At 69.5% G+C, this 19290-nt stretch carries 22 protein-coding genes and 1 rRNA gene; 9 read left to right on the top strand and 14 right to left on the bottom strand.

What is annotated here, in order from left to right; all coding sequences use genetic code 11:
* Positions 1-225 (bottom strand): 16S ribosomal RNA (locus MKK65_RS02970); the annotation flags it as partial.
* Positions 226-919: 694 nt separating this feature from the next.
* Here MKK65_RS02970 and MKK65_RS02965 point away from each other — a divergent pair.
* The 3 genes from MKK65_RS02965 to MKK65_RS02955 all read left to right on the top strand — a co-directional run bounded on the left by MKK65_RS02965 (position 920) and on the right by MKK65_RS02955 (position 2562).
* Positions 920-1153: a hypothetical protein gene (locus MKK65_RS02965; protein ID WP_058195131.1), complete on the top strand. Its 234-nt coding sequence runs from the start codon at positions 920-922 to the stop codon at positions 1151-1153.
* 52 nt (positions 1154-1205) lie between these two features.
* Entirely contained in the window at positions 1206-2078 is an 873-nt protein-coding gene (gene mazG, locus MKK65_RS02960) for a nucleoside triphosphate pyrophosphohydrolase (protein ID WP_243955179.1), read from the top strand.
* Between the two features lie 154 nt (positions 2079-2232).
* On the top strand, positions 2233-2562 hold the full coding sequence (locus tag MKK65_RS02955) for a hypothetical protein (RefSeq protein ID WP_058195128.1): 330 nt from the start codon (positions 2233-2235) through the stop codon (positions 2560-2562).
* Positions 2563-2667: 105 nt separating this feature from the next.
* Here MKK65_RS02955 and MKK65_RS02950 read toward each other — a convergent pair whose 3' ends face one another.
* The 6 genes from MKK65_RS02950 to pabB form a co-directional block, all read right to left on the bottom strand.
* Positions 2668-3207, bottom strand: a complete 540-nt coding sequence (locus tag MKK65_RS02950) for a ferritin-like domain-containing protein (RefSeq protein ID WP_243955177.1) — start codon at positions 3205-3207, stop codon at positions 2668-2670.
* Positions 3208-3336: 129 nt separating this feature from the next.
* Positions 3337-3525 carry a hypothetical protein gene (locus tag MKK65_RS02945; RefSeq protein ID WP_243955175.1) on the bottom strand — a complete coding sequence of 63 codons (189 nt, stop codon included), beginning with the start codon at positions 3523-3525 and terminating at the stop codon, positions 3337-3339.
* Between the two features lie 221 nt (positions 3526-3746).
* Positions 3747-4160 (bottom strand): DoxX family protein, encoded by a 414-nt coding sequence (locus MKK65_RS02940; RefSeq protein WP_243955173.1) that lies wholly within the window; start codon positions 4158-4160, stop codon positions 3747-3749.
* On the bottom strand, positions 4160-5032 hold the full coding sequence (locus tag MKK65_RS02935; RefSeq protein ID WP_243955193.1) for an aminotransferase class IV: 873 nt from the start codon (positions 5030-5032) through the stop codon (positions 4160-4162). Before MKK65_RS02935 ends, MKK65_RS02940 begins: the two co-directional genes overlap by 1 nt.
* Positions 5019-5642, bottom strand: coding sequence for an anthranilate synthase component II (locus tag MKK65_RS02930; protein WP_243955172.1), 624 nt, complete (start codon positions 5640-5642; stop codon positions 5019-5021). The genes MKK65_RS02935 and MKK65_RS02930 overlap by 14 nt, the downstream gene beginning before the upstream one ends.
* Complete coding sequence (gene pabB / locus MKK65_RS02925; RefSeq protein WP_243955169.1) at positions 5639-7030, bottom strand: aminodeoxychorismate synthase component I; 1392 nt, start codon at positions 7028-7030, stop codon at positions 5639-5641. Before pabB ends, MKK65_RS02930 begins: the two co-directional genes overlap by 4 nt.
* 382 nt (positions 7031-7412) lie before the next feature.
* Between pabB and rimO the strand changes: the two genes are divergently transcribed.
* The 3 genes from rimO to MKK65_RS02910 all read left to right on the top strand — a co-directional run bounded on the left by rimO (position 7413) and on the right by MKK65_RS02910 (position 10317).
* Entirely contained in the window at positions 7413-8765 is a 1353-nt protein-coding gene (gene rimO / locus MKK65_RS02920) for a 30S ribosomal protein S12 methylthiotransferase RimO (protein WP_243955167.1), read from the top strand.
* A 117-nt stretch (positions 8766-8882) separates the two neighbouring features.
* Complete coding sequence (dinB, locus tag MKK65_RS02915; protein WP_243955165.1) at positions 8883-9965, top strand: DNA polymerase IV; 1083 nt, start codon at positions 8883-8885, stop codon at positions 9963-9965.
* A 118-nt stretch (positions 9966-10083) separates the two neighbouring features.
* The gene (locus MKK65_RS02910) at positions 10084-10317 is read left to right on the top strand and encodes a hypothetical protein (protein WP_243955163.1); all 234 of its coding nucleotides are present in this window, start codon (positions 10084-10086) and stop codon (positions 10315-10317) included.
* A gap of 42 nt (positions 10318-10359) precedes the next feature.
* Here the strand turns inward: MKK65_RS02910 and MKK65_RS02905 are convergent, their stop codons facing one another.
* The 3 genes from MKK65_RS02905 to MKK65_RS02895 all read right to left on the bottom strand — a co-directional run bounded on the left by MKK65_RS02905 (position 10360) and on the right by MKK65_RS02895 (position 12256).
* Entirely contained in the window at positions 10360-10560 is a 201-nt protein-coding gene (locus tag MKK65_RS02905) for a hypothetical protein (RefSeq protein WP_058191041.1), read from the bottom strand.
* 95 nt (positions 10561-10655) lie between these two features.
* A complete protein-coding gene (gene pncA / locus MKK65_RS02900; protein WP_243955162.1) occupies positions 10656-11282 on the bottom strand; it encodes a bifunctional nicotinamidase/pyrazinamidase in 627 nt (208 codons plus the stop codon).
* Positions 11279-12256: a quinone oxidoreductase family protein gene (locus tag MKK65_RS02895; RefSeq protein WP_243955160.1), complete on the bottom strand. Its 978-nt coding sequence runs from the start codon at positions 12254-12256 to the stop codon at positions 11279-11281. Before MKK65_RS02895 ends, pncA begins: the two co-directional genes overlap by 4 nt.
* 191 nt (positions 12257-12447) lie before the next feature.
* Between MKK65_RS02895 and MKK65_RS02890 the strand changes: the two genes are divergently transcribed.
* Both MKK65_RS02890 and MKK65_RS02885 read left to right on the top strand, forming a co-directional pair.
* On the top strand, positions 12448-12744 hold the full coding sequence (locus MKK65_RS02890; RefSeq protein ID WP_243955158.1) for a succinate dehydrogenase assembly factor 2: 297 nt from the start codon (positions 12448-12450) through the stop codon (positions 12742-12744).
* 15 nt (positions 12745-12759) lie between these two features.
* Positions 12760-12990, top strand: a complete 231-nt coding sequence (locus MKK65_RS02885; RefSeq protein ID WP_243955156.1) for a hypothetical protein — start codon at positions 12760-12762, stop codon at positions 12988-12990.
* A 9-nt stretch (positions 12991-12999) separates the two neighbouring features.
* On the opposite strand, the gene MKK65_RS02880 is transcribed toward MKK65_RS02885, so the two are convergent.
* A complete protein-coding gene (locus MKK65_RS02880) occupies positions 13000-13344 on the bottom strand; it encodes a BrnA antitoxin family protein (protein ID WP_243955154.1) in 345 nt (114 codons plus the stop codon).
* Positions 13331-13606: a BrnT family toxin gene (locus MKK65_RS02875; protein WP_243955153.1), complete on the bottom strand. Its 276-nt coding sequence runs from the start codon at positions 13604-13606 to the stop codon at positions 13331-13333. The genes MKK65_RS02880 and MKK65_RS02875 overlap by 14 nt, the downstream gene beginning before the upstream one ends.
* A gap of 141 nt (positions 13607-13747) precedes the next feature.
* Between MKK65_RS02875 and mfd the strand changes: the two genes are divergently transcribed.
* The gene (gene mfd, locus MKK65_RS02870) at positions 13748-17356 is read left to right on the top strand and encodes a transcription-repair coupling factor (protein WP_243955151.1); all 3609 of its coding nucleotides are present in this window, start codon (positions 13748-13750) and stop codon (positions 17354-17356) included.
* A gap of 300 nt (positions 17357-17656) precedes the next feature.
* Here the strand turns inward: mfd and MKK65_RS02865 are convergent, their stop codons facing one another.
* Both MKK65_RS02865 and MKK65_RS02860 read right to left on the bottom strand, forming a co-directional pair.
* Positions 17657-18160, bottom strand: a complete 504-nt coding sequence (locus tag MKK65_RS02865) for a VOC family protein (protein ID WP_058191034.1) — start codon at positions 18158-18160, stop codon at positions 17657-17659.
* Positions 18161-18177: 17 nt separating this feature from the next.
* Positions 18178-19047 carry an AEC family transporter gene (locus MKK65_RS02860; protein WP_313902017.1) on the bottom strand — a complete coding sequence of 290 codons (870 nt, stop codon included), beginning with the start codon at positions 19045-19047 and terminating at the stop codon, positions 18178-18180.
* Between the last annotated feature and the right edge of the window lie 243 nt (positions 19048-19290).

The following is a 19290-nucleotide window of genomic DNA, read 5'->3' as shown; positions in this document are numbered from 1 at the left end:
CCAACTAGCTAATCAGACGCGGGCCGATCCTCCGGCAGCAAGCCTTTCCCCAAAAGGGCGTATCCGGTATTAGCTCAAGTTTCCCTGAGTTATTCCGAACCAGAGGGCACGTTCCCACGCGTTACTCACCCGTCCGCCGCTGACCCCCGAAAGGGCCCGCTCGACTTGCATGTGTTAAGCCTGCCGCCAGCGTTCGCTCTGAGCCAGGATCAAACTCTCACGTTGAAGAGATTGATCAAAGCTGATCACTACATCTTGACAGAGGCTCACATTCGTCCGGGCGTTTCCACCCGAACAGTGTGAGCTTCCAAAAAGCGTATGACAGCTCGCATCCTCTTGATGACCCGGCTTGCACCGGATCCGCAAGGACATGCGCCGTCCACGCTTCTCTTTCTCGTATTCACTTGTCAAAGAGCGGAACCGACCGTGGTCAGCGCCTTGAAGAGACCAGTAAACCACCGGATTGTCCCGGTCAAGTGCTACTGAGATCTTCAGAAAGTCCGTCCCGCCGGCTCGCCTTTGCTTGGGCACCGCGTCGGGAGGCGCCGTATAGGACGCCCTGCATTCTGCTGTCAACAGCCCTTTTGCCGGCATCGCACCGAGAGCGTACCCGCTGGCCCCGGTGAACCCGATACCGTCGCCAGAACGCCGCGATGGCGAACCGCCGCTTCGTGAGGCGAGGCGCGGCAGGTTCACGGCGTTCCGAGGGGGGGCACCCACCCGCTTGGCGCAGGGTTAGCGCTTGCCAGAGGTGATGGCGGACCTTCTGTTTCGCAAGGGCGGGCCGAGCGCTTCGCCGCCCCGGATGCGGGTTCGGCCCCGCGGGTCTCCACTGCGTCAGACGCGGCACCGGCGCCCTCCCCGGCGGACGCAACGCGAAGGCCGCTCGCGTCGTTGGTCGTCGAGGATGAGGGAGCCCATGGCCACGATCGCAATTCTGATCGGCACGCAGGCGGGAGCCCGGCTGCTGGCCGCCAATTCCGAGCGGGAGGCGGCCCTGTCGGCCGAAGCCTTCCTTTTACGCTTGCCCAGGCGCGCGCTGCCGGCGCCGCTCTGGGTCCAGTGCGCCGACCCGGCGGTCACTGGTCGCCTGACCGGCTATCTCAGCGACCTGCAGTCCGAGCGGGTGCGTGAGCGCGACGCCCGGGTCTGACCCGGGCCGCCGCCGGATTTCCTTGTCCCACGCCATGTTCTAACCCCAGGGCATGAGCGACACACGCGATTCAAGTCGGCCCGAGACTCCGGCGGCCGATGAGCTGCCCTCCCTGCGCAGGCTCCTGCGCCTGATGGCCGACCTGCGCGATCCCGACCGCGGCTGTGCCTGGGATGTCCGGCAGACCTTCGCGACCATCGTGCCCTACACGATTGAGGAGGCCTACGAGGTCGCCGATGCGGTGGCGCGAGGGGACCGGGCCGATCTGCGTGACGAGCTGGGCGACCTGCTGCTCCAGGTGGTGTTCCACGCCCGCATGGCCGAAGAGGAGGGCGCCTTCGCCTTCGACGACGTCGCCAAGGCGATCGGCGAGAAGTTGGTCCGCCGCCATCCGCACGTGTTCGCCCCGGACGGGACCCCCCTCCCCGCGGGCTCGACCCTGCGCGACCCGGCCCAGGTCGAGGCGCAATGGGCGGCGATCAAGGCGCAGGAGCGGGCGGAACGGGATCCCGGTGCCACCGTCCCGGATCCCCTGAGCGGCGTCGCCCGGGCCCTTCCGGCTCTGGCCCGGGCGGAAAAGATCTCGCGGCGGGCGGCCGCCTACGGGTTCGACTGGGGCAACGCCGCCCAGGTGATCGACAAGGTCCGGGAGGAGACCGACGAGGTCGCCGAGGCACTGGACGCCGGCGATGCGCAGGCTCTGTCCGAGGAGATCGGCGATCTGCTGTTCTCGGTGGCCAATCTCGCCCGGCATGCCGGGATCGATCCCGAGACCGCCCTGCGCGACGGCATCGCCAAGTTCGAGCGCCGCTTCGCCGCCATGGCGGAGCATCTGAAGGCTGCGGGCGGGGAACTCGGGCGCTCGGATTTCGCCGCCCTGGAGGCCGCCTGGCAGGCGGCGAAGCGGGACGAGAAGGCGCGCTAGCGCGCGCCGCCGGAGTGGAGGCCGGTTCGGGGCACGCGAGCGCAGCAACCAAGGATCCCGGTTCGCTCCTGACGGAGCGGGGCGCGGCCTTCGCCCGCATGACGGCCCGGGCTCGAGGGCTCGACAGGCGGCGGCCGGCGCTTATCCTTGGGCCATGCGCATCCTCCTGCCTGCCCTCGCCGTCCTCGCCGTGACCATCGCCCTCCCCCGGGCCGTCCAAGCCGAGACAATCGTCAAGGAACGGTTCGGCTGCCACACCCAGGAGGTCACCGACCGCCTGTTCAAGCTGGTCATGGCCGGGGACGAGTCGGGCTTCGGGCAGCTCCTGAAGGGCAGCCTCGCCAGCGGCGAGTGCCGGTACTGGAAGCCCGGCGAAGACGTCCGGCTCGAGACGCGGACGATGACCTATGGCTGCCTCGCCCTGACGACCGGGCAGGATCGCTGCTACTGGACGCCGCTCAGCGCGATCGAGAAGGCGAATTGATAGCCCGGGGTTCCGCGCCCCGGACCCCGACAAAGGGCTCAGCCCGTTGAGATTTCGGATCTCCAAGGCGGCGGCGGAGCGGGCTCCCCTCCGCCGCCGCAGCGCTTAGGCCGCCTTTTTAGGGGTCTTGCCCTTCGGGGTCTCGGCGTCGTCGTCGGGCGTGCCCTCAGTGTTGATCGTCTCGGCGATCTTGGAGAGCAGTGCGTCGGCCTTCTTCTCTTCCTGCAGGGTCTCGTCGAGGAGCTTGGCGGCCTCGTCGTGGCCGAGCTGGCGCGCCCAGGTCTTCAAGGTGCCGTAGCGGGCGATCTCGTAATGCTCGACTGCCTGGGCGCAGGCGGCGAGAACCGCGTCGGCGGCGGGGCTGTCGGCGAAATCCTCCAGATCCTCCTCCATCTCGGAGGTGATGCCCTGCATCGCCTCGCAGGTCTTGGCGCGGGCGGGCTTACCGATGATCTCGAACACCTGGGTCAGGCGCTCGACCTGCTGGGCGCTCTCCTCGGCATGGGTCTCGAAGGCCTGGCGCAGCTCCGGGTGCTCGGCCGCCTTGGCGGACTTCTTGAGTGCCTTCACGGATTGCTTCTCGGCGTAATAGACGTCCTTCAGGGTCTCGTAGAAGGCGTCGTGCAGCGTCTTCGGCTTGGCCATGGGGCGGTCTGTCTCCGGTGCGGGCCGCATTCGAGAATGCAGCTTCCGGACGGGGAACGCCGGTCAGGCCCAACGGGTCCTGGCGATATCTTCGCCCTGTGGAGGAACCTTTCCGGCCGCCGCGGCCGCTCAGTCGACCTTCCGGCCCGGGCGGGGTTTCCGGGTGGTCTTTCTCGGTGAGGCCGGGGACGCTGACGCTCCCACCGGCTTTGGGCACAGGCGATCGAGGACGGCCTCGATGGCGCGCTCGACCTCGGCGCGCTCCGGCAGCGTGTCGGCGATCGGCGTCGTTCGGCCGGCGGCGCGGCGCTTCGTCATGCACGTGGCTCGTATCGGGGCCGGGCGACGCGATGTTCCAGCGCGTGCGGCGACCGCACCACAGTCTATCCGTGGTGATCCCAGGATCAAAGCCTGCCGTGAGCCTGCGATTCCGGGATCCTGTGATCACGGTTTCTCAGGGGTTGCTGGATGGCGCGGCTGCGGGCCCGTCCGGGTTCCCGCGAATGCCGGATCGCCGGCGCGATCGACCGGTTGGCGGATCAGCGGCGGTGGCCGAACGGCCAGTCGATCAGGCCGCCGGCCCAGAGCGCCGACCAGACGAAGACCGGCTGAAACGCCAGCCGCGGCCCGTGGTACCACCACGAATTCGGGATGCCGTCGACATGGATATGGTCGAAGGCGTGCTTCAGGTTGGCCGGATAGACGCAGACCGCATAGAGGGCGAGCCCGATCGCCGCCGCACGACGGAACGAGCGGGTCAGGAGGCCGATCGCGCCGGCGATCTCGCACAGGCCGGTGGCCAGGATCACGAGGCGCGGTTGCGGCACCCAGTCCGGCATCAGCGGCAGCATCGCGTCGGCGGCCACCAAGTGGACGATCCCGATGCCGGCATAGACCAGGGCCAGCGCGTAGCGCAGCCGCCGGCGCCAGATCTCGGCTGTCGGCTCAGACATCAGACATGCTCCTCCGCGACCCCACAGGCGCGGGCGATTGCGGTTCGGAGCGCCGCCGTGAGCCGGGACACGGCCGAGTGGTCCGTACTGGCAAAGCCGGTCGCCCCGATCGCCGTCACGGGGGCGAGCAGCCGCAGGGAATTCGTGACGAACACCGCCTCGGCGCCGAGAAGCTCGGGCAGGCTCAGCGAGCCCTCTTCCGGGCGCACGCCGCAAGCCCGTGCCAGTTCCAGCACTTCCGCGCGCACGATCCCGGCAAGCACGCCGTCGGCGAGCGGCGGTGTGACAAGCCGGTCGCCGAACAGGGCGAACAGATTGCCGGTGCCCGCGCAGGCGACGCGGCCGCGGGTGTTGCAGAACAGCGATTCATCGAAGCCCGAAGCGGCGGCCTCCCGGGCGGCCAGCACCGCGTCGAGATAGCCCAGCGTCTTCAGCCGGGCGGCGGGCGAGGTGTCGTTGCGGGCGATGGGCGTGGGCCACAGCCGCAGGGGCGCGAAGGCCGCGCCCTTGGCGCTCGGCGCCGCGGTGGCGAACAGGGTCGGATGCGGATCCGGCGGCGGCTTTAGCCCGCGCGGGCCGGAGCCCCGGGTGAGGGTGGTGCGGATCGCCAGCCTGTCCGCGTCTCCCTTGCCTTTGTCATTCCCCTGCCCGGCGAGCGCCCGCATGGCTGCGCGGATTCGGTCCGCCTCGCCGGGGATCCCGAGGGTCTCCGCGCCGGCGACGAGCCGGGCGATATGGGCGTCCTCGAAGGCCACTCGGCCGCCAAGCGCCAGCGCCGTGTCGAACAGGCCGTCGCCGAGCGTCAGGCCCCGATCGGTGTGGTCCAGGGGCGCCTGAATCCCCGGGACGATCGCCCCGTCACGCCACAGCATCGTCGTGCCTGTCCTGACGGCCATGCGCGTCGCGCCAGGCACGGGCCAATCCCAAAAAGTTGGCGAACAGGGCGTGGCCGCCCTCGGTCAGGACCGATTCCGGGTGGAACTGGATGCCGTAGGTCGGATGCGTCCGGTGCGACAGAGCCATCACCTCGCCCTCCTGCGAGACCGCGTCGATAGTAAGGTGCTTCTCCATACCGGGCTCGGGCGTCACCACCAGCGAATGGTAACGGCCCACCGGCATCGGCGCCGGCAGCCCGGCAAACAGCCGCTCGCCCCGGTGGTCGATCGGCGTCGCCTGACCGTGCAGAGGGCGCTGCGCCCGCGCGACCGTGCCGCCGAAGGCCGCGCCGATCGCTTGGTGGCCGAGGCAGACGCCGAGGATCGGCACTTGGCCGGAGAGATCCCGGATCGCCGGCAGCGAGATGCCGGCTTCCGCCGGCGTGCAGGGGCCCGGCGACACCACCAGGGCGTCTGGAGCGAGCGCCCGGATGCCGGCGACGTCGAGCGCGTCGCTGCGCACGACCCGGACTGTCTCGCCCAGCTCCTCCAGGTAGCGGACGACGTTGAAGACGAAGGAATCGTAATTGTCGAGCACGAGGATCATGCGAAGGCCTCGAACACCCGCGCGGCCTTGGCCAGGGTCTCGTCGTATTCCGGGCCGGGCTCCGACAGCAGGGTCACGCCGCCGCCGGCCTGCAGGACAGCCCGGGTCTCGTCCATGAACACGGTACGGATCGCGATGGAGGTGTCGAGCGCCCCGTCGAAGCCGATCCGCCCAATGGCGCCGCAATAGAGCTCCCGGGCGTCGCCCTCGATCTCGGTGATGATGTCCATGGCGCGGATTTTTGGGGCGCCGGTGATCGAGCCTCCGGGGAAGGTGCCCTCCAGGAGGTCGAGGGCGTCGAGCCCGTCGCGCAGCGTCCCGGTCACTACCGAGACAAGGTGGTGGACGTTGGCGTAGGTCTCCAGCCCGCACAGGGTGGGCACGGCGACGCTGCCTGGCGCGCAGACCCGCGACAGGTCGTTGCGCAGCAAATCGACGATCATGACGTTCTCGGCCCGCTCCTTGACCGAAGCGAGCAGCGCCTCGGCCGCCGCCCGGTCGGCTGCCGGGTCGTCGAGCCGGCGGGCGGTGCCCTTGATCGGCCGGGTCTCGACGTGGCGGCCGTCGAGCCGGATGAAGCGCTCGGGCGAGGACGACGCGACCGTCAGCCCCTCCAGCTCCAGATAGGCTCCGAAGGTCGCCGGGTTGGTGGCGCGCAGGCGCCGGTAGAGCGCGAACGGGTCGAAGCCCGCCGGCAGGTCGGCGCTGAAGCGCTGGGCGATATTGGCCTGGTAGATGTCGCCGGCCCGGATATAGGCACGAACCTTTTCGACCGCGTTTTCATAAGTTTGTCGGTCGAAGTTCGAGCGCCACGCGAGGTTTTTTGTGGGTTGGGGCGGTGTCTCCGCCGGTCCGGCTTCCGTGCCGAGCCGGTCGGCGAAGGCGGCGAGCCGTGCCTCGGCCCGCGCCTGCCGGGCCGCCGGCTCGGTCTCAGGGAAGCCGGTGGCGACGAGCCGGCAGGTGCCGGCGGCGTGGTCGATCACCACCACCGTGTCGTAGAGATTGAACGCGCTATCGTCGGTGAGCCCCGCCCGCCGGGAAGGGGCCGCGACCCGCTCGAGCTGCGCACCGAGATCGTAGGCAAGATAGCCGATGGCGCCCCCCGGGAACGGGATCTCCGGATCGGGCTTGACTCGGTAGGGCGCCAGGCAGGCCCGCAACGCCGCGAACGGCCCGCCCGGGACCGGACGCCCGTCCAAAGTCGCGCGCCCGTCGCGGAACCGGAAGCGGGCGAACGGGTCGGCGGCCACGATCGAGTGCCGGCCGAGCGCGTCGTGCCGCATGGCGCTGTCGAGGAAGGCGAGATCCGGCAGGGGCCGCAGCCGGGCGGCGGCCGCGACGGGATCGACGAAGGGGATCTCTCGGGTCCAGATCTCTTGGGTCCACATGACCGGGTTCGGGCTGCTGTCCTCTGAGGGCACGCGCCCCGCGCGCTGCCGTTGCACAGGCGATGCCGCGGGGAAAGCGGCAGTTCCGCGCAAGGTCGCGCCCGTCGCGGGCGGTCGGGACCCGTCCCGGGCGTGGGAAAAGGCCGGCAGGACCTGATGTTGGATCTCAGGACCCGCCGGCAAAGCCCTGCAAACAGCCAAGTTTCGATCGTGGCGCCAGCCTCCCGCGTCGGGCCGGGCACCCCTGCGGCGGCCGGTCTCGCGCGGGCGCGTTAGAACCGCTATAGGGACGCGATCCCGAACGCCTGTCCTCGCGCGCCGTGCGACCCGATCCACCGGCTGCACGCGAGGGTGGCGTCCGACCCGTCTTCCGAATGCGACCATGACCGCAACCGCCACGCCCGCCCCTCAGGGAGCCACCCCCGGGGCCGCCCCAAAGATCTCGTTCGTGTCGCTGGGCTGCCCTAAGGCGCTGGTCGATTCCGAGCGGATCCTCACGCATCTGCGCGCGGAGGGCTACGAGCTGGCCCGCCGCCACGACGGGGCGGACGTGGTGATCGTCAACACCTGCGGGTTCCTGGATTCCGCCAAGGCGGAATCGCTCTCGGCGATCGGCGAGGCCATGGCCGAGAACGGCCGGGTGATCGTCACCGGCTGCATGGGCGCGCAGCCCGAGGAGATCCGCGCGAAATACCCGGACCTGCTCGCGGTGACCGGGCCGCAGGCCTACGAATCCGTGGTGGCGGCGGTCCACGAGGCGGTGCCCCCCGCCCACGACCCGTTCCTCGACCTGGTGCCGCCGCAGGGGATCAAGCTCACCCCGCGCCACTACGCCTACCTGAAGATTTCGGAGGGCTGCAGCAACCGCTGCAGCTTCTGCATCATCCCGAGCTTGCGCGGGAACCTCGTCAGCCGCCCGGCCGGCGACGTGCTGCGCGAGGCCGAGAAGCTGGTCAGAGCCGGCGTGAAGGAGCTGCTGGTCGTCTCGCAGGATACCAGCGCCTACGGGGTCGATGTCCGCTACAGTGAGAGCCCGTGGCGCGACCGGAGCGTGCGGGCGAAGTTCTACGACCTCACCAAGGAGCTCGGCGAGCTCGGGGCCTGGGTGCGGCTGCACTACGTCTACCCCTACCCGCACGTGGACGAGGTCATCCCGCTGATGGCCGAGGGCAAGGTGCTTCCCTATCTCGACATGCCGCTCCAGCACGCCAGCCCCTCCGTGCTCAAGCGCATGCGCCGGCCGGGCAACCAGGAGCGTCAGCTCGACCGGATCCGCAGCTGGCGGCAGACCTGCCCGGATCTCGCGATCCGCTCGACCTTCATCGTCGGCTTCCCCGGCGAGACCGAGGCCGAGTTCGAGGAGCTGCTGGCCTGGCTGCAGGAGGCCAAGCTCGATCGCGTCGGCTGCTTCGAATACGAGCCGGTCGCCGGCGCCACCGCCAACGCGCTGGGCGACCTCGTGCCGCCGGAGCTCAAGGCCGAGCGCAAGCGCCGGTTCATGGAGACGCAGAACGCGATCTCGCTCCGGCTCCAGCGGGCCAAGGTCGGCAAACGGCTGGCCATGATCGTCGATTCCGTCGAGGGCGGGATCGCCAAGGGCCGGTCGAAGGCCGACGCCCCGGAGATCGACGGCAATGTTCACGCCGCCTTCCGGCGCCCGGTGCGGCCCGGCGACATCGTCACCGTCAAGATCGACCGGGCCGACGCCTACGACCTCTACGGCAGCGTGACCTGATTTTTTGGGACTTCGCCTGATCCCCTGTGCGCTGCGTTACCGGATCGGTTGACCCGGGCAGCCGGTCCTGATTCTTTGGAACATATCAGGAACTTCAGCTGAGCCCCCGAGGCGGCGATGGATCCGGAGGTCGCCCTCCGAAAAATCATCCATATCGACATGGACGCGTTCTACGCCTCCGTGGAGGAGCGGGATGAACCGTCCTTGCGCGGGCTGCCGCTGGCTGTCGGCGGCTCGCGCGAGCGCGGCGTGGTGATGGCCGCGAGCTACGCGGCGCGGAAGTTCGGCGTCCGCTCGGCCATGCCGTCGGCCACCGCCCGGCGGCTCTGCCCGGACCTGCTGTTCGTGAAGCCGCGCTTCGAGGTCTACCGGGCGGTCTCCGAGGAGATCCGGGCCGTGTTCGCCCGGCACACGCCGGTGATCGAGCCGGTCGCCCTGGACGAGGCCTATCTCGACGTCACCGAGAATCTCCTGGGCCTTCCGACGGCGACCGCGGTCGCCAAGGCGATCCGGGCCGAGATCTTGGAGCGCACCGGCCTCGTCGCCTCGGCCGGGGTCTCGTACAACAAATTCCTGGCCAAGGTCGCCTCCGACTACCGCAAGCCCGACGCGCTGTTCGTCATCACCCCGTCCATGGGGCTGGATTTCGTCGCCGCCCTGCCGATCGGCCGGTTCCACGGGGTCGGGCCGGTGACCGAGGCGAAGATGAAGCGGCTCGGCATCGAGACCGGGGCGGATCTCCGCGCCTGGGATCTCGACCGCCTGCGCGAGACCTTCGGATCGGCGGGCGCCTATTACCACGCAGTCGCCCGGGGGTTCGACCAGCGGCCGGTCCGCGCCCATCGGGTGCGCAAGTCGATCGGGGCGGAGACGACCTTCTCGGAGGATACCGCCGCTTTCGACGTCCTGGCGGGGCGGCTCGCGCCCCTGTTCGACAAGGTCTGGGCCGGGGCCGACGTCAAGGGGATGCGCGCCCGGACCGTGACCCTGAAGCTCAAGTTCTCGGATTTCGCGCAGGTCACCCGGGCGAAGTCGCTCTCCGTCCCAGTGGCCGACCGGGCCGCCCTCGAACGGATCGGCCTGGACCTGCTCGCCGGCCTGTTTCCCCTCCGGCGCAGCGCGCGGCTGATCGGGATCGCGCTCTCGGGCTTCGAGCAGGGAGAGAAGGCGGAACCGCTGCAGCTCGGGCTGGGGCTCTGATCCGGCGCGGCGGGCGGCTGGGTGCGACGCCGCACGTCGGCTGCGACCCATCAACCACAGGTGGGAGCCATCCGGTGCGGCCGGGATTGCCGCACATCGCACGAACCGAGAGCCCCCCATGTCGAAGAACACGTCGCTGGCCCTAACCGCCGCCCTGCTGCTGAGCGTTCCGGCAGGCGCCGCCCATGCCGACAGCACCGCCTCGTTCGGCGCCGCCAACGCGGCGCTGTTGCGAGGCTACACCGCGAGCCCGCCGCAGCTCTACCTGTCCTCGGGCGGCCCCGGCACCGGCTTCCTCGCCGGCGGGATCGCCGCGCCGCAGCGGCCGAAGGCGCCGGCCCGCGCCCGCTGACGGGACGCCGCCCGGGCCGGACAGGCCCGGGCTTCTCTCTTCTTACGCGTTCTTGCGCGGGCGGTGGTTCGGGTCGATGCCGCCATCCGTCTTGGTCTCGTTCTCGACGTCGCCCTCGAAGGTCGAGTCGGCCTCCAAATCTTCCGGGTCGGCGCCGCTCATGCCCTTGGACGTGCCAATCCCGGGATTGCCCTTGAGATCGGCATCGGTCGGGGTCTCGGTCTTCGGGTGCTTGGATGACATCGCCTGATTCCTGATCGGGTCTCGGAGCCGAGCCAACGCGCCGAGCCCCGGGCGGTCGCCCGGCGGGCATGCGGCGGTTCGCCTCCCGGGGGCCGTCAGGCGATCGCGGCGGATTCGATCCGGCGCACCCCGGCGGCCTCCATCCGGGTCCAGGCCGCGGCCACCGACCCGTCGAGGTCGATCCCCCGCACCGCATCCGCCGCCACCCACACGTCGAAGCCGGCTTCGCGGGCGTCGAGCGCGCTCCAGAGCACGCAGAAATCGGTGGCGAACCCGCACAGGACGACGCGAGTGATGCCGCGCTCGGCGAGCGCCCCGGCGAGCCCGGTGCGGGTGTTGCGGTCTGCCTCCAGAAACGCCGAGTAGCTGTCGACGCGCGGGTCCAGGCCCTTGCGGACCACCAGGCTCGCCCGGTCGGTGGCCAGCCCCGGCGCGAAGCCCGCCCCCGGGCTGCCCTGGACGCAGTGCCGGGGCCACAGCACCTGCGGCCCGTAGGGCAGCGCCACCGTTTCGAACGGAACCCGCCCCGGATGGGTGTCGGCGAAGGAGACATGATCGGCCGGATGCCAATCCTGCATCAGCGCCACGTGCCGGAATTTTCGCTGGAGCGCGTTGATCGGCGCGACCACCGCGTCGCCGTCCCGGACGGGGAGAGCCCCGCCCGGTAGGAAATCGACCTGCACGTCGATGACGAGGAGCAGGTCGGCGGCGCCGGGTGTCACGGCAGCATCACGATGGAGCCGGTGGTCTCCCGGCCGGCCAGGTCCCGGTGTACCTGCTGCGCCTCGGCCAGCGGGTAGGTCGCGTTGACGGCGATCTTCACGGCGCCGTCGCCGACCACCTTGAACAGGCGGGCGGCCGCCTCCTCCAGGGTGGCGCGGTTGGACGAGAAGGTCGCCAGCGTCGGCCGGGTCACGTAGAGCGAGCCGCGCGGGGCGAGCAGGCCGAGATCGAGCCCGGTGATCGGCCCGGAGGCCGAGCCGAAGCTCGCCAGCAGGCCGAGCGGCGCGAGGCTGTCCAGCGAGCCCATCAGGGTCGCCTGCCCGACGCCGTCATAGACCACGGGCACGCCCTTGCCGCCGGTGATCTCACGCACCCGCTTGGCCACATCCTCCTCGCGGTACAGGATGACGTGGTCGCAGCCGTTCTGCTTGGCCAGCGCCGCCTTCTCGGGGCTGCCGGCGGTGCCGATCACCGTGGCGCCGAGATGCTTGGCCCATTGGCAGGCGATCAGGCCGACGCCGCCGGCGGCGGCGTGCCACAGGATCGTGTCGCCGGGCTTCACCGCGTAGGTCCGGTACAGCAGGTACTCGGCGGTCAGGCCCTTGAGCATCATCGCGGCGGCGGTCTTCTCGTCGACGCCGTCGGGGATCGGGACCGCGGCGGCGGCCGGGATCACCGCCTCCTCGGCGTAGCAGCCATCCGGCACCGAGCCGTAGGCTACCCTGTCGCCGGGCTTGAACTGCGTCACCCCCTCGCCCACCGCCGAGACGGTGCCGGCGCCCTCCTTGCCGGGGGTGTAGGGCAGGTGCGGCGACTTGTAGGCGCCGGTGCGGAAGTAGATGTCGATGAAGTTGACGCCGATGGCCGCCTGCTTGACCCGGATCTGCCCGGGGCCGGGCTCGGCCAGGGGCACGTCCTCGAACTTCATCACCTCGGGGCCGCCGTACTCGTAGACCCGGATCGCCTTCGGCATCGTCGTACTCCCGCTCGAGCCCCGTTGCGCCGGGACGTCGCGGACCCGAGATAACGGAGCGGCCGCCGGAGGCAATTCGTTTTTCCCGTTCGCCCTGCCGTTGCAGCCCGATCTGAAACCCGGATCCTGGATCCATGGCGCCCGGCCGCCTATCTTGATCCTGCCTACCCTCCGACCGGAAGTCCCACAAAATGTCCGGCACCACCCGCACCAGCGCCGACCTCGATCCGCGCCGCCGCCGCCTGCTCTTCCGGTCCTGGCACCGGGGCATCCGCGAGATGGACCTGATCATGGGCCGCTTCGCCGATGCGGAGATCGGGACCCTGTCGGAGGCGGAACTCGACCAGTTCGAGGCGCTGATCGAGGTGCCGGACCGCGACTTGTTCAAGTGGCTTACCGGCGAGGCCGAGACGCCGTCGAACTACGACACGTCGGTCTGGCGGCGCGTGCGGGCGTTCCACCGGCACGACGCGCCGATCCATTCCTGAGAGCGAGATCCCGCGATGGACGAGCCCAAGCCCCCCTACGACCACCCGGCCCGGTCGATCGCCACCGAGATCGTGGTCCGCATCATGCTGGAGATGATGGAGCGCAGCGACCCGGCGCTGCGCTCCGAGATCCTGCGTCAGGCGACCAGCCGGGCTGCCACGATGACCGAGGGCATGCCCAACGCCGACTTCTTCCGCGGCCGGGTCGAGGCGGCGCTGGCGGAAATCGTCGGGCCCGACGCGTAAGATTGGGGCTCAGCGCTCCTTCCCGGCCGCCTGCATATGGTGCCGCAGCACGGTATTGATCCGGGCCTGATAACCGCGGCCGGCATTTCGGAAGTACTGCAGTACGTCACTGTCGAGCGTGATCGAGACTGCCTCCTGAGCGGGGGGCCGTGCCGTCCGTTCCCAGAAGGCATCGTCGAGGCCGGGATGATCGGGGTCGCACGCGCTCATGCGCTCGATCTCCTCGTCTGTCAGGGCCGCGAGTTTAGCGCGGTCGCTCTGGGCAACCACTGGCCTGAACGCGCCATCGGGATGGCGTTGCAGAAGCGTCCCATCCGCTAGGCGCGTGAACGTGATCGTGTCAGCGTTCGGCATAGCGTGCGCGCTCCTTCCTGTTCGCGGGCCAAGCGGTGATGAGCCACGTGACCGGTCCGCGCATAGTGTAGACGACGGTGAAAATGCCGCCCAGCGCCTGGCCGATGGTTACGCGGCGTTCCTCGCCGTAATCGTGCCGATCGTCCAGCAGATCGAGCCGCGCATCGTCGGCGAAAACCTCGGCCATATCCAACAGGTCGAAGTGCCGCGCCTCCAGCAGGAGCGCCTGCTTCCCCGAATCGCACTTGAACACGCGTTCCATGCTGGAGCGTAGCCGCCATATAGGGCACCGTCAGCCACCCCAACGCCGCCGCCGGGATGCTTTATCACGACGGCTCAATGGGCTAACGCCGGCCCGCGTCAGCCCTCCCTGTGCCCGGCGGGACTCCCCGCGAAAGACCCGATGGCCAAGCCCCAGCCGAAATCCTCCCCGAAGCCCCCTGCCCCCGCAGCAAAGCCGCAGGTCGCGCGCTTCGCCCTGCCGAAATCCTCGGCGCTCGCGCAGGTGCTCGAGGCCCTGAAGCGCGGCGACAGCCCGGTCCTGGCGAACGCGCCTGAGGGGTTCGACGCCCTAGCGGTGGCCGACCTCGCCCGGGCGCTGGCGCCCACCGTCGATGCGCCGGCCGTGCTGGTCCATGTGGCGCGCGATTCCGGGCGCTCGGCGGCGTTCCAGTCGGCGCTGGGCTTCGTCGCGCCAGAGATGGACGTGATGAACCTGCCGGCCTGGGACTGCCAGCCCTACGACCGGGTCTCGCCGACCACGGCCACGGCCGCCGCCCGGATGACCGCCTTGGCCCGCCTCGCCCGGACCCGCTCCGCCGAGGACCGCCCGCGCATCCTCTGCACCACGGTTAACGCCCTGGTGCAGCGGGTGCCGCCCCGGGGTCACATCGCCAAGGAGGCGTTCTCGGCCGCGATCGGCAACGTCGTGGCGATGGACGACGTGGTCGCCTGGGTCGAGGCCAACGGCTTCCTGCGCACCGGGACGGTGCGGGATACCGGCGAATACGCGGTGCGCGGCGGTATCCTCGACCTGTCGCCGCCGGGCCTGCCGGCCCCGATTCGCCTCGATTTCTTCGGCGACACCCTCGAATCGATCCGCGCCTTCGACCCGGAGACCCAGCGCACCACCGGGCAGCTGCGCTCGCTCGACCTGATGCCGATGAGCGAGGTCCAGCTCACCACCGAGACGATCCGGCGCTTCCGCCAGGGCTACATCCAGAGCTTCGGCGCCGCGACCCGGGACGACCGGCTCTACGAAACCGTGAGCGAGGGCCGCCGCTATGCCGGCCTCGAGCACTGGATGCCGCTGTTCTACGATCGCCTCGACACGCTGTTCGACTATCTCGGCGGCGTGCCGCTGGTGTTCGACCCGCAGGTCGAGGACGCCGCCGCCGAGCGGATCAGCCTCGTGCAGGATTACTACCAGGCCCGCGAGGGCGCGATGAAGACGCCGCAATCGGGCGTCGCCCCCTACAAGCCGCTGCCGCCCCGCGCCCTCTACCTGACCCCGAACGAGCTGAAGGAGCGGATCGCCGCCGCCACGGTGGCGCGGCTGACGCCCTTCGCGCAGCCGGACTCGCCCGAGCGCGCGGTCATCGATTGCGGCGCGAAAGCCGGAAGAAACTTCGCGCCGGAGCGCGCGAACGAGAGCGCCAGCGTGTTCGACGCGGCGGTGGCCCATATCCGCGATCTCCAGGGATCCGGGCATCATGTGATCCTTGGATCCTGGTCCGACGGCTCCCGCGACCGGCTCTGCGGCGTGCTCACCGACCACGGCCTGAGGAAACCCGTGGCGATCACCCGCCTGTCGGACGTCTACGCGTTGAAGCGCGGCGCCGATTCCGCCGTGGCGGTCTGGGGCCTGGAGGCGGGCTTCACGGTGGGCGAGCTCGCCGTCGTCTCCGAGGGCGACATCCTGGGCGACCGGCTGGTGCGCCAGAAGCGCAAGGCCAAGCGTCCCCAGGACGTGATCCTGGAGGTGCAAGCGCTCCAGCCCGGCGACCTCGTGGTCCATGCCGACCACGGCATCGGCCGGTTCTCCGGCCTCAAGACGATCCACGCCGCCGGCGCCCCGCACGATTGCCTGGAGCTGAGCTATACCGGTGGCCTGCTGCTGCTGCCGGTGGAGAATATCGAGCTCCTGACCCGGTACGGCTCGGAGGATTCGGAGGTCGCCCTCGACCGGCTCGGCGGCGGCGCCTGGCAGGCCCGCAAGGCCAAGATGAAGCGCCGCATCCTCGAGATGGCGGGCGAGCTGATCAAGGTCGCGGCCCAGCGCTTCGTCCGGAAGGCGCCGGTGCTCAAGGCGCCCGAGGGGCTCTACGGCGAGTTCGCCGCCCGCTTCCCGTTCGAGGAGACCGAGGACCAGGCCAACGCCATCGACGCGGTGCTGGACGACCTCAATGCCGGCCGGCCGATGGACCGGCTGGTCTGCGGCGATGTCGGCTTCGGCAAGACCGAGGTGGCTCTGCGCGGCGCCTTCGCGGCGGCGATCGCCGGCAAGCAGGTGGCGGTGATCGTGCCGACCACCCTGCTCGCCCGCCAGCATTTCCGGACCTTCTCCGAGCGCTTCAAGGGCCTGCCGATCGAGGTCGCGCAGCTGTCCCGGTTCGTCTCGGCCGGGGACATGAAGCAGACCCGCGCGGGCCTGATCGCCGGCACGGTGGACATCGTGGTCGGCACCCACGCGCTGCTGGCGAAAAACATCGCGTTCAAGGATCTCGGCCTGATCATCGTCGACGAGGAGCAGCATTTCGGCGTCGCCCACAAGGAGCGGCTGAAGGCGCTCCAGGCGGATGTCCACGTGCTGACGCTCTCGGCGACCCCGATCCCGCGCACGCTCCAGCTCGCCATGACCGGCGTGCGCGAGCTCTCGATCATCGCCACGCCCCCGGTGGACCGGCTGGTGGTGCGTACCTTCGTGACGCCGTTCGACCCGCTGACCATCCGGGAGGCACTGCTGCGCGAGCGCTACCGCGGCGGGCAGTCGTTCTACGTCGTGCCGCGCATCGAGGACTTGGCGGAGGTCAAGAAATTCCTCGATGCCGAGATGCCGGAGATCAAGGTTGCGATCGCCCACGGCCAGATGGCGGCGGGCCAGCTCGAAGACGTGATGACCGCGTTCTACGAGGGCAAGTTCGACGTGCTGCTCTCGACCACCATCGTGGAATCCGGCCTCGACATCCCCACCGCCAACACGCTGATCGTGCACCGGGCCGACATGTTCGGCCTGGCCCAGCTCTACCAGCTGCGCGGCCGCGTCGGCCGCTCGAAGGCCCGCGCCTACGCGCTGTTCACGACCCCGGCCAACCGCCAGCTCACGACCCAGGCCGAGCAGCGGCTCAAGGTGCTGCAGACCCTCGACACCCTCGGCGCGGGCTTCCAACTCGCCAGCCACGACCTCGACATCCGCGGCGCCGGCAACCTCCTGGGCGACGCCCAGTCCGGCCACATCAAGGAGGTCGGCTACGAACTCTACCAGCAGATGCTGGAGGACGCGGTCACGGCGCTCAAGGCCGGCATCGAGGACGTGCCCGAGGAGGCGTGGTCGCCGACCATCGCGCTCGGCGCCCCGGTGACCATCCCGGAGACCTATGTCGAGGATCTCGGCGCGCGGCTGTCCCTCTACCGGCGGCTCGCCACCCTCCAGGACGATGCCGAGATGGAGAGCTTCGGGGCCGAGATGATCGACCGGTTCGGGCCCCTGCCGCCGGAGGTGGAGCAGCTTCTCAAGATCGGCACGATCAAGATCCTGTGCCTCAAGGCCAATGTCGAGAAGGTCGAGGCCGGCCCGAAGGGCGTGGTCGTCCACTTCCGGGACAAGTCCTACGCCAACCCGCAGGGCTTGGTGGCGTACGTCGCCGAGCAGGCCTCCTTCGCCAAGGTGCGGCCCGACATGAGCGTCGTGTTCGTGCGCGAGCTGACCACGATCCCGGCCCGGCTCAAGACCGCCACCGATGTGCTGCGCAGCCTGGTGAAGATCGCCGAACGGGTGAAGAAGGCGGCGTGAGGGGGGGCCGAGCAACACTCCTCCCACCCACCTCCTCATCCTGGGCGCCGGAACGCAGCGCAGGCCTCAAAGGAGGGCTCCGGCCAGCCGCGCGATCCCTGGAGGCTAACTTCGAAGCTGCTACGCGGCAGCTCAGGATGAAGTGGCCTGGATCGGCGGACCGTTGGTTGCACCGCCAGCCCCACAGGCGGGCGCAAGGCTGTGGTAGGTAGTCTCGCGCAGGGCGTCCCGTTCCGCGCGTTCAGCTGACGGTGACCTTGACGCATGCGGCGATCCGGCAGCCTGCGCCGCCGGATCGATTCAACACCAAGTGCCCGTCGGCACCTTGGTGAAGCTCTTGAGTTCGATGGCGTTGCCCGAGGGGTCGAGCACGAACAGCACCCACTGTTCGTGGCCTTTCTCAAGAAAACGCTTGTGCGGCTCCAGGACGAACGCGGTGCCGGCCTCGACGAGGCGCTTGGCAGCGGCGTGGAAGGCCTCCACGTCGAGGGCCGCCCCGAAATGGGGGACCGGCACATCCTCGGCGTCGACCTCGCGGTGGAGATTCCCGGCGTTGTAGCCCGCGACCTCGTGCAGCGTGAGCTGGCTGCCGAAGAAGTCGAAATGCACCGATGTCGGCGTGCACCGGCGCTCGCGGCAGCCGAGGAGCGTGTCGTAGAAATGGCGCGCCTCGGCGAGGCTTCGGCAGCAGGTGCTCAGGTGCATCGGGAACAGGGTCGCCTCGGCCTGCCTCGCTGCGGCGGCGTCCGGACCGTCCGAGTGTCCGGGAAGCCCCGAAGCTCTGTCGTTCGTCGCGCGTTCCATGGCTGGATCCTCCCGCTTCAAGCCTGATTCAGCAGGCCCATCAAGATGATCGGTGTCGAAGCGATCGATAGGATCGTCGAGACGAAGACGACACCGGCAACCTCTTCGGGCTGATTGTTCCATCTCTGGGCAAAGAGGAACGTGTAGACGGCCGACGGCATCGAGCACTGCAGGATGAAGGCTGGTCTCTGGATCCCCCGCATCCCGAACACGAACGCAACGAGCAGTCCGATCACCAAACCCAATCCGATGCGCAGTGCGGATGCCGCCAGGGCGTGGTTGATCGCCGAAACCGACAGCTTCGCCAACGACGCGCCGAGCAGGAGCAGCATCAGCGGGACGGCCATGCCGCCGACGAGGGTCAGGGTGTCGACAAGAGCCTTCGGGACGGGGACTCGACAATAGGCCGCCGCGGCGCCGACGATGACCGCATAGATCAACGGCATCCGCAGGATCGCCCGCCAGTTCGAGCGTCCCGAGATGATCGCTTGGCCGATCGTGTAGTTCGCGATCGAAGAAAGGGCGAAGAAGATCACGGCGTGCGCCAAGCCCGGCGGCCCGAAGGCGTAGAGGGCGATCGGCAGTCCGAGATTGCCCGCGTTGGGGAAGGCGATCGCGGGCAAAAACGTCGTCACCCGCAGGCCGAGGGCCATGATCAGCGGCGCACCGAGCAGCGCGAAGAGAGCCAGCGCGACGACCGAGGCGGCAGCCGTCGAGACGAAGATCTCCGGCTCAAGCTGCGTCTTCAGGAGTGTCGATACGATCAGGCAGGGTGTGGCGATGTCCGTGGCGATGGGCGTCAGGATCGCGCCGTCCAGCTTCCGACCAGAAATGACCCAGAGATATCCGGTCAGCCCGACGCATATGACCGGAAGGACGCATTCGATGACCTTGATGGCAAGTTAATAGCCCATGTGTCGTCAGTCTTGATGAGATGTAAGCGGAGCTGAGCGGCGCGAATCATCTCGGAATTTGCTTGGTGTATCTGTAGCGTAAGCGAAGAAGATCGAAAGTCTACTGTCTGCGACACGGTCGGCCCGCGGGTGCGTTGGGCCTGGCGGTCGGTCCCCGGTCCGGCAGGACCTCTCCTGCCCACCCGGCTCCTCCTGGCGGTGAACCCTCCAGCCGCG

Source organism: Methylobacterium sp. J-001 (assembly GCF_022829565.1).
GTDB lineage: Bacteria > Pseudomonadota > Alphaproteobacteria > Rhizobiales > Beijerinckiaceae > Methylobacterium.
This window is presented reverse-complemented; position numbering and strand designations above follow the sequence as displayed.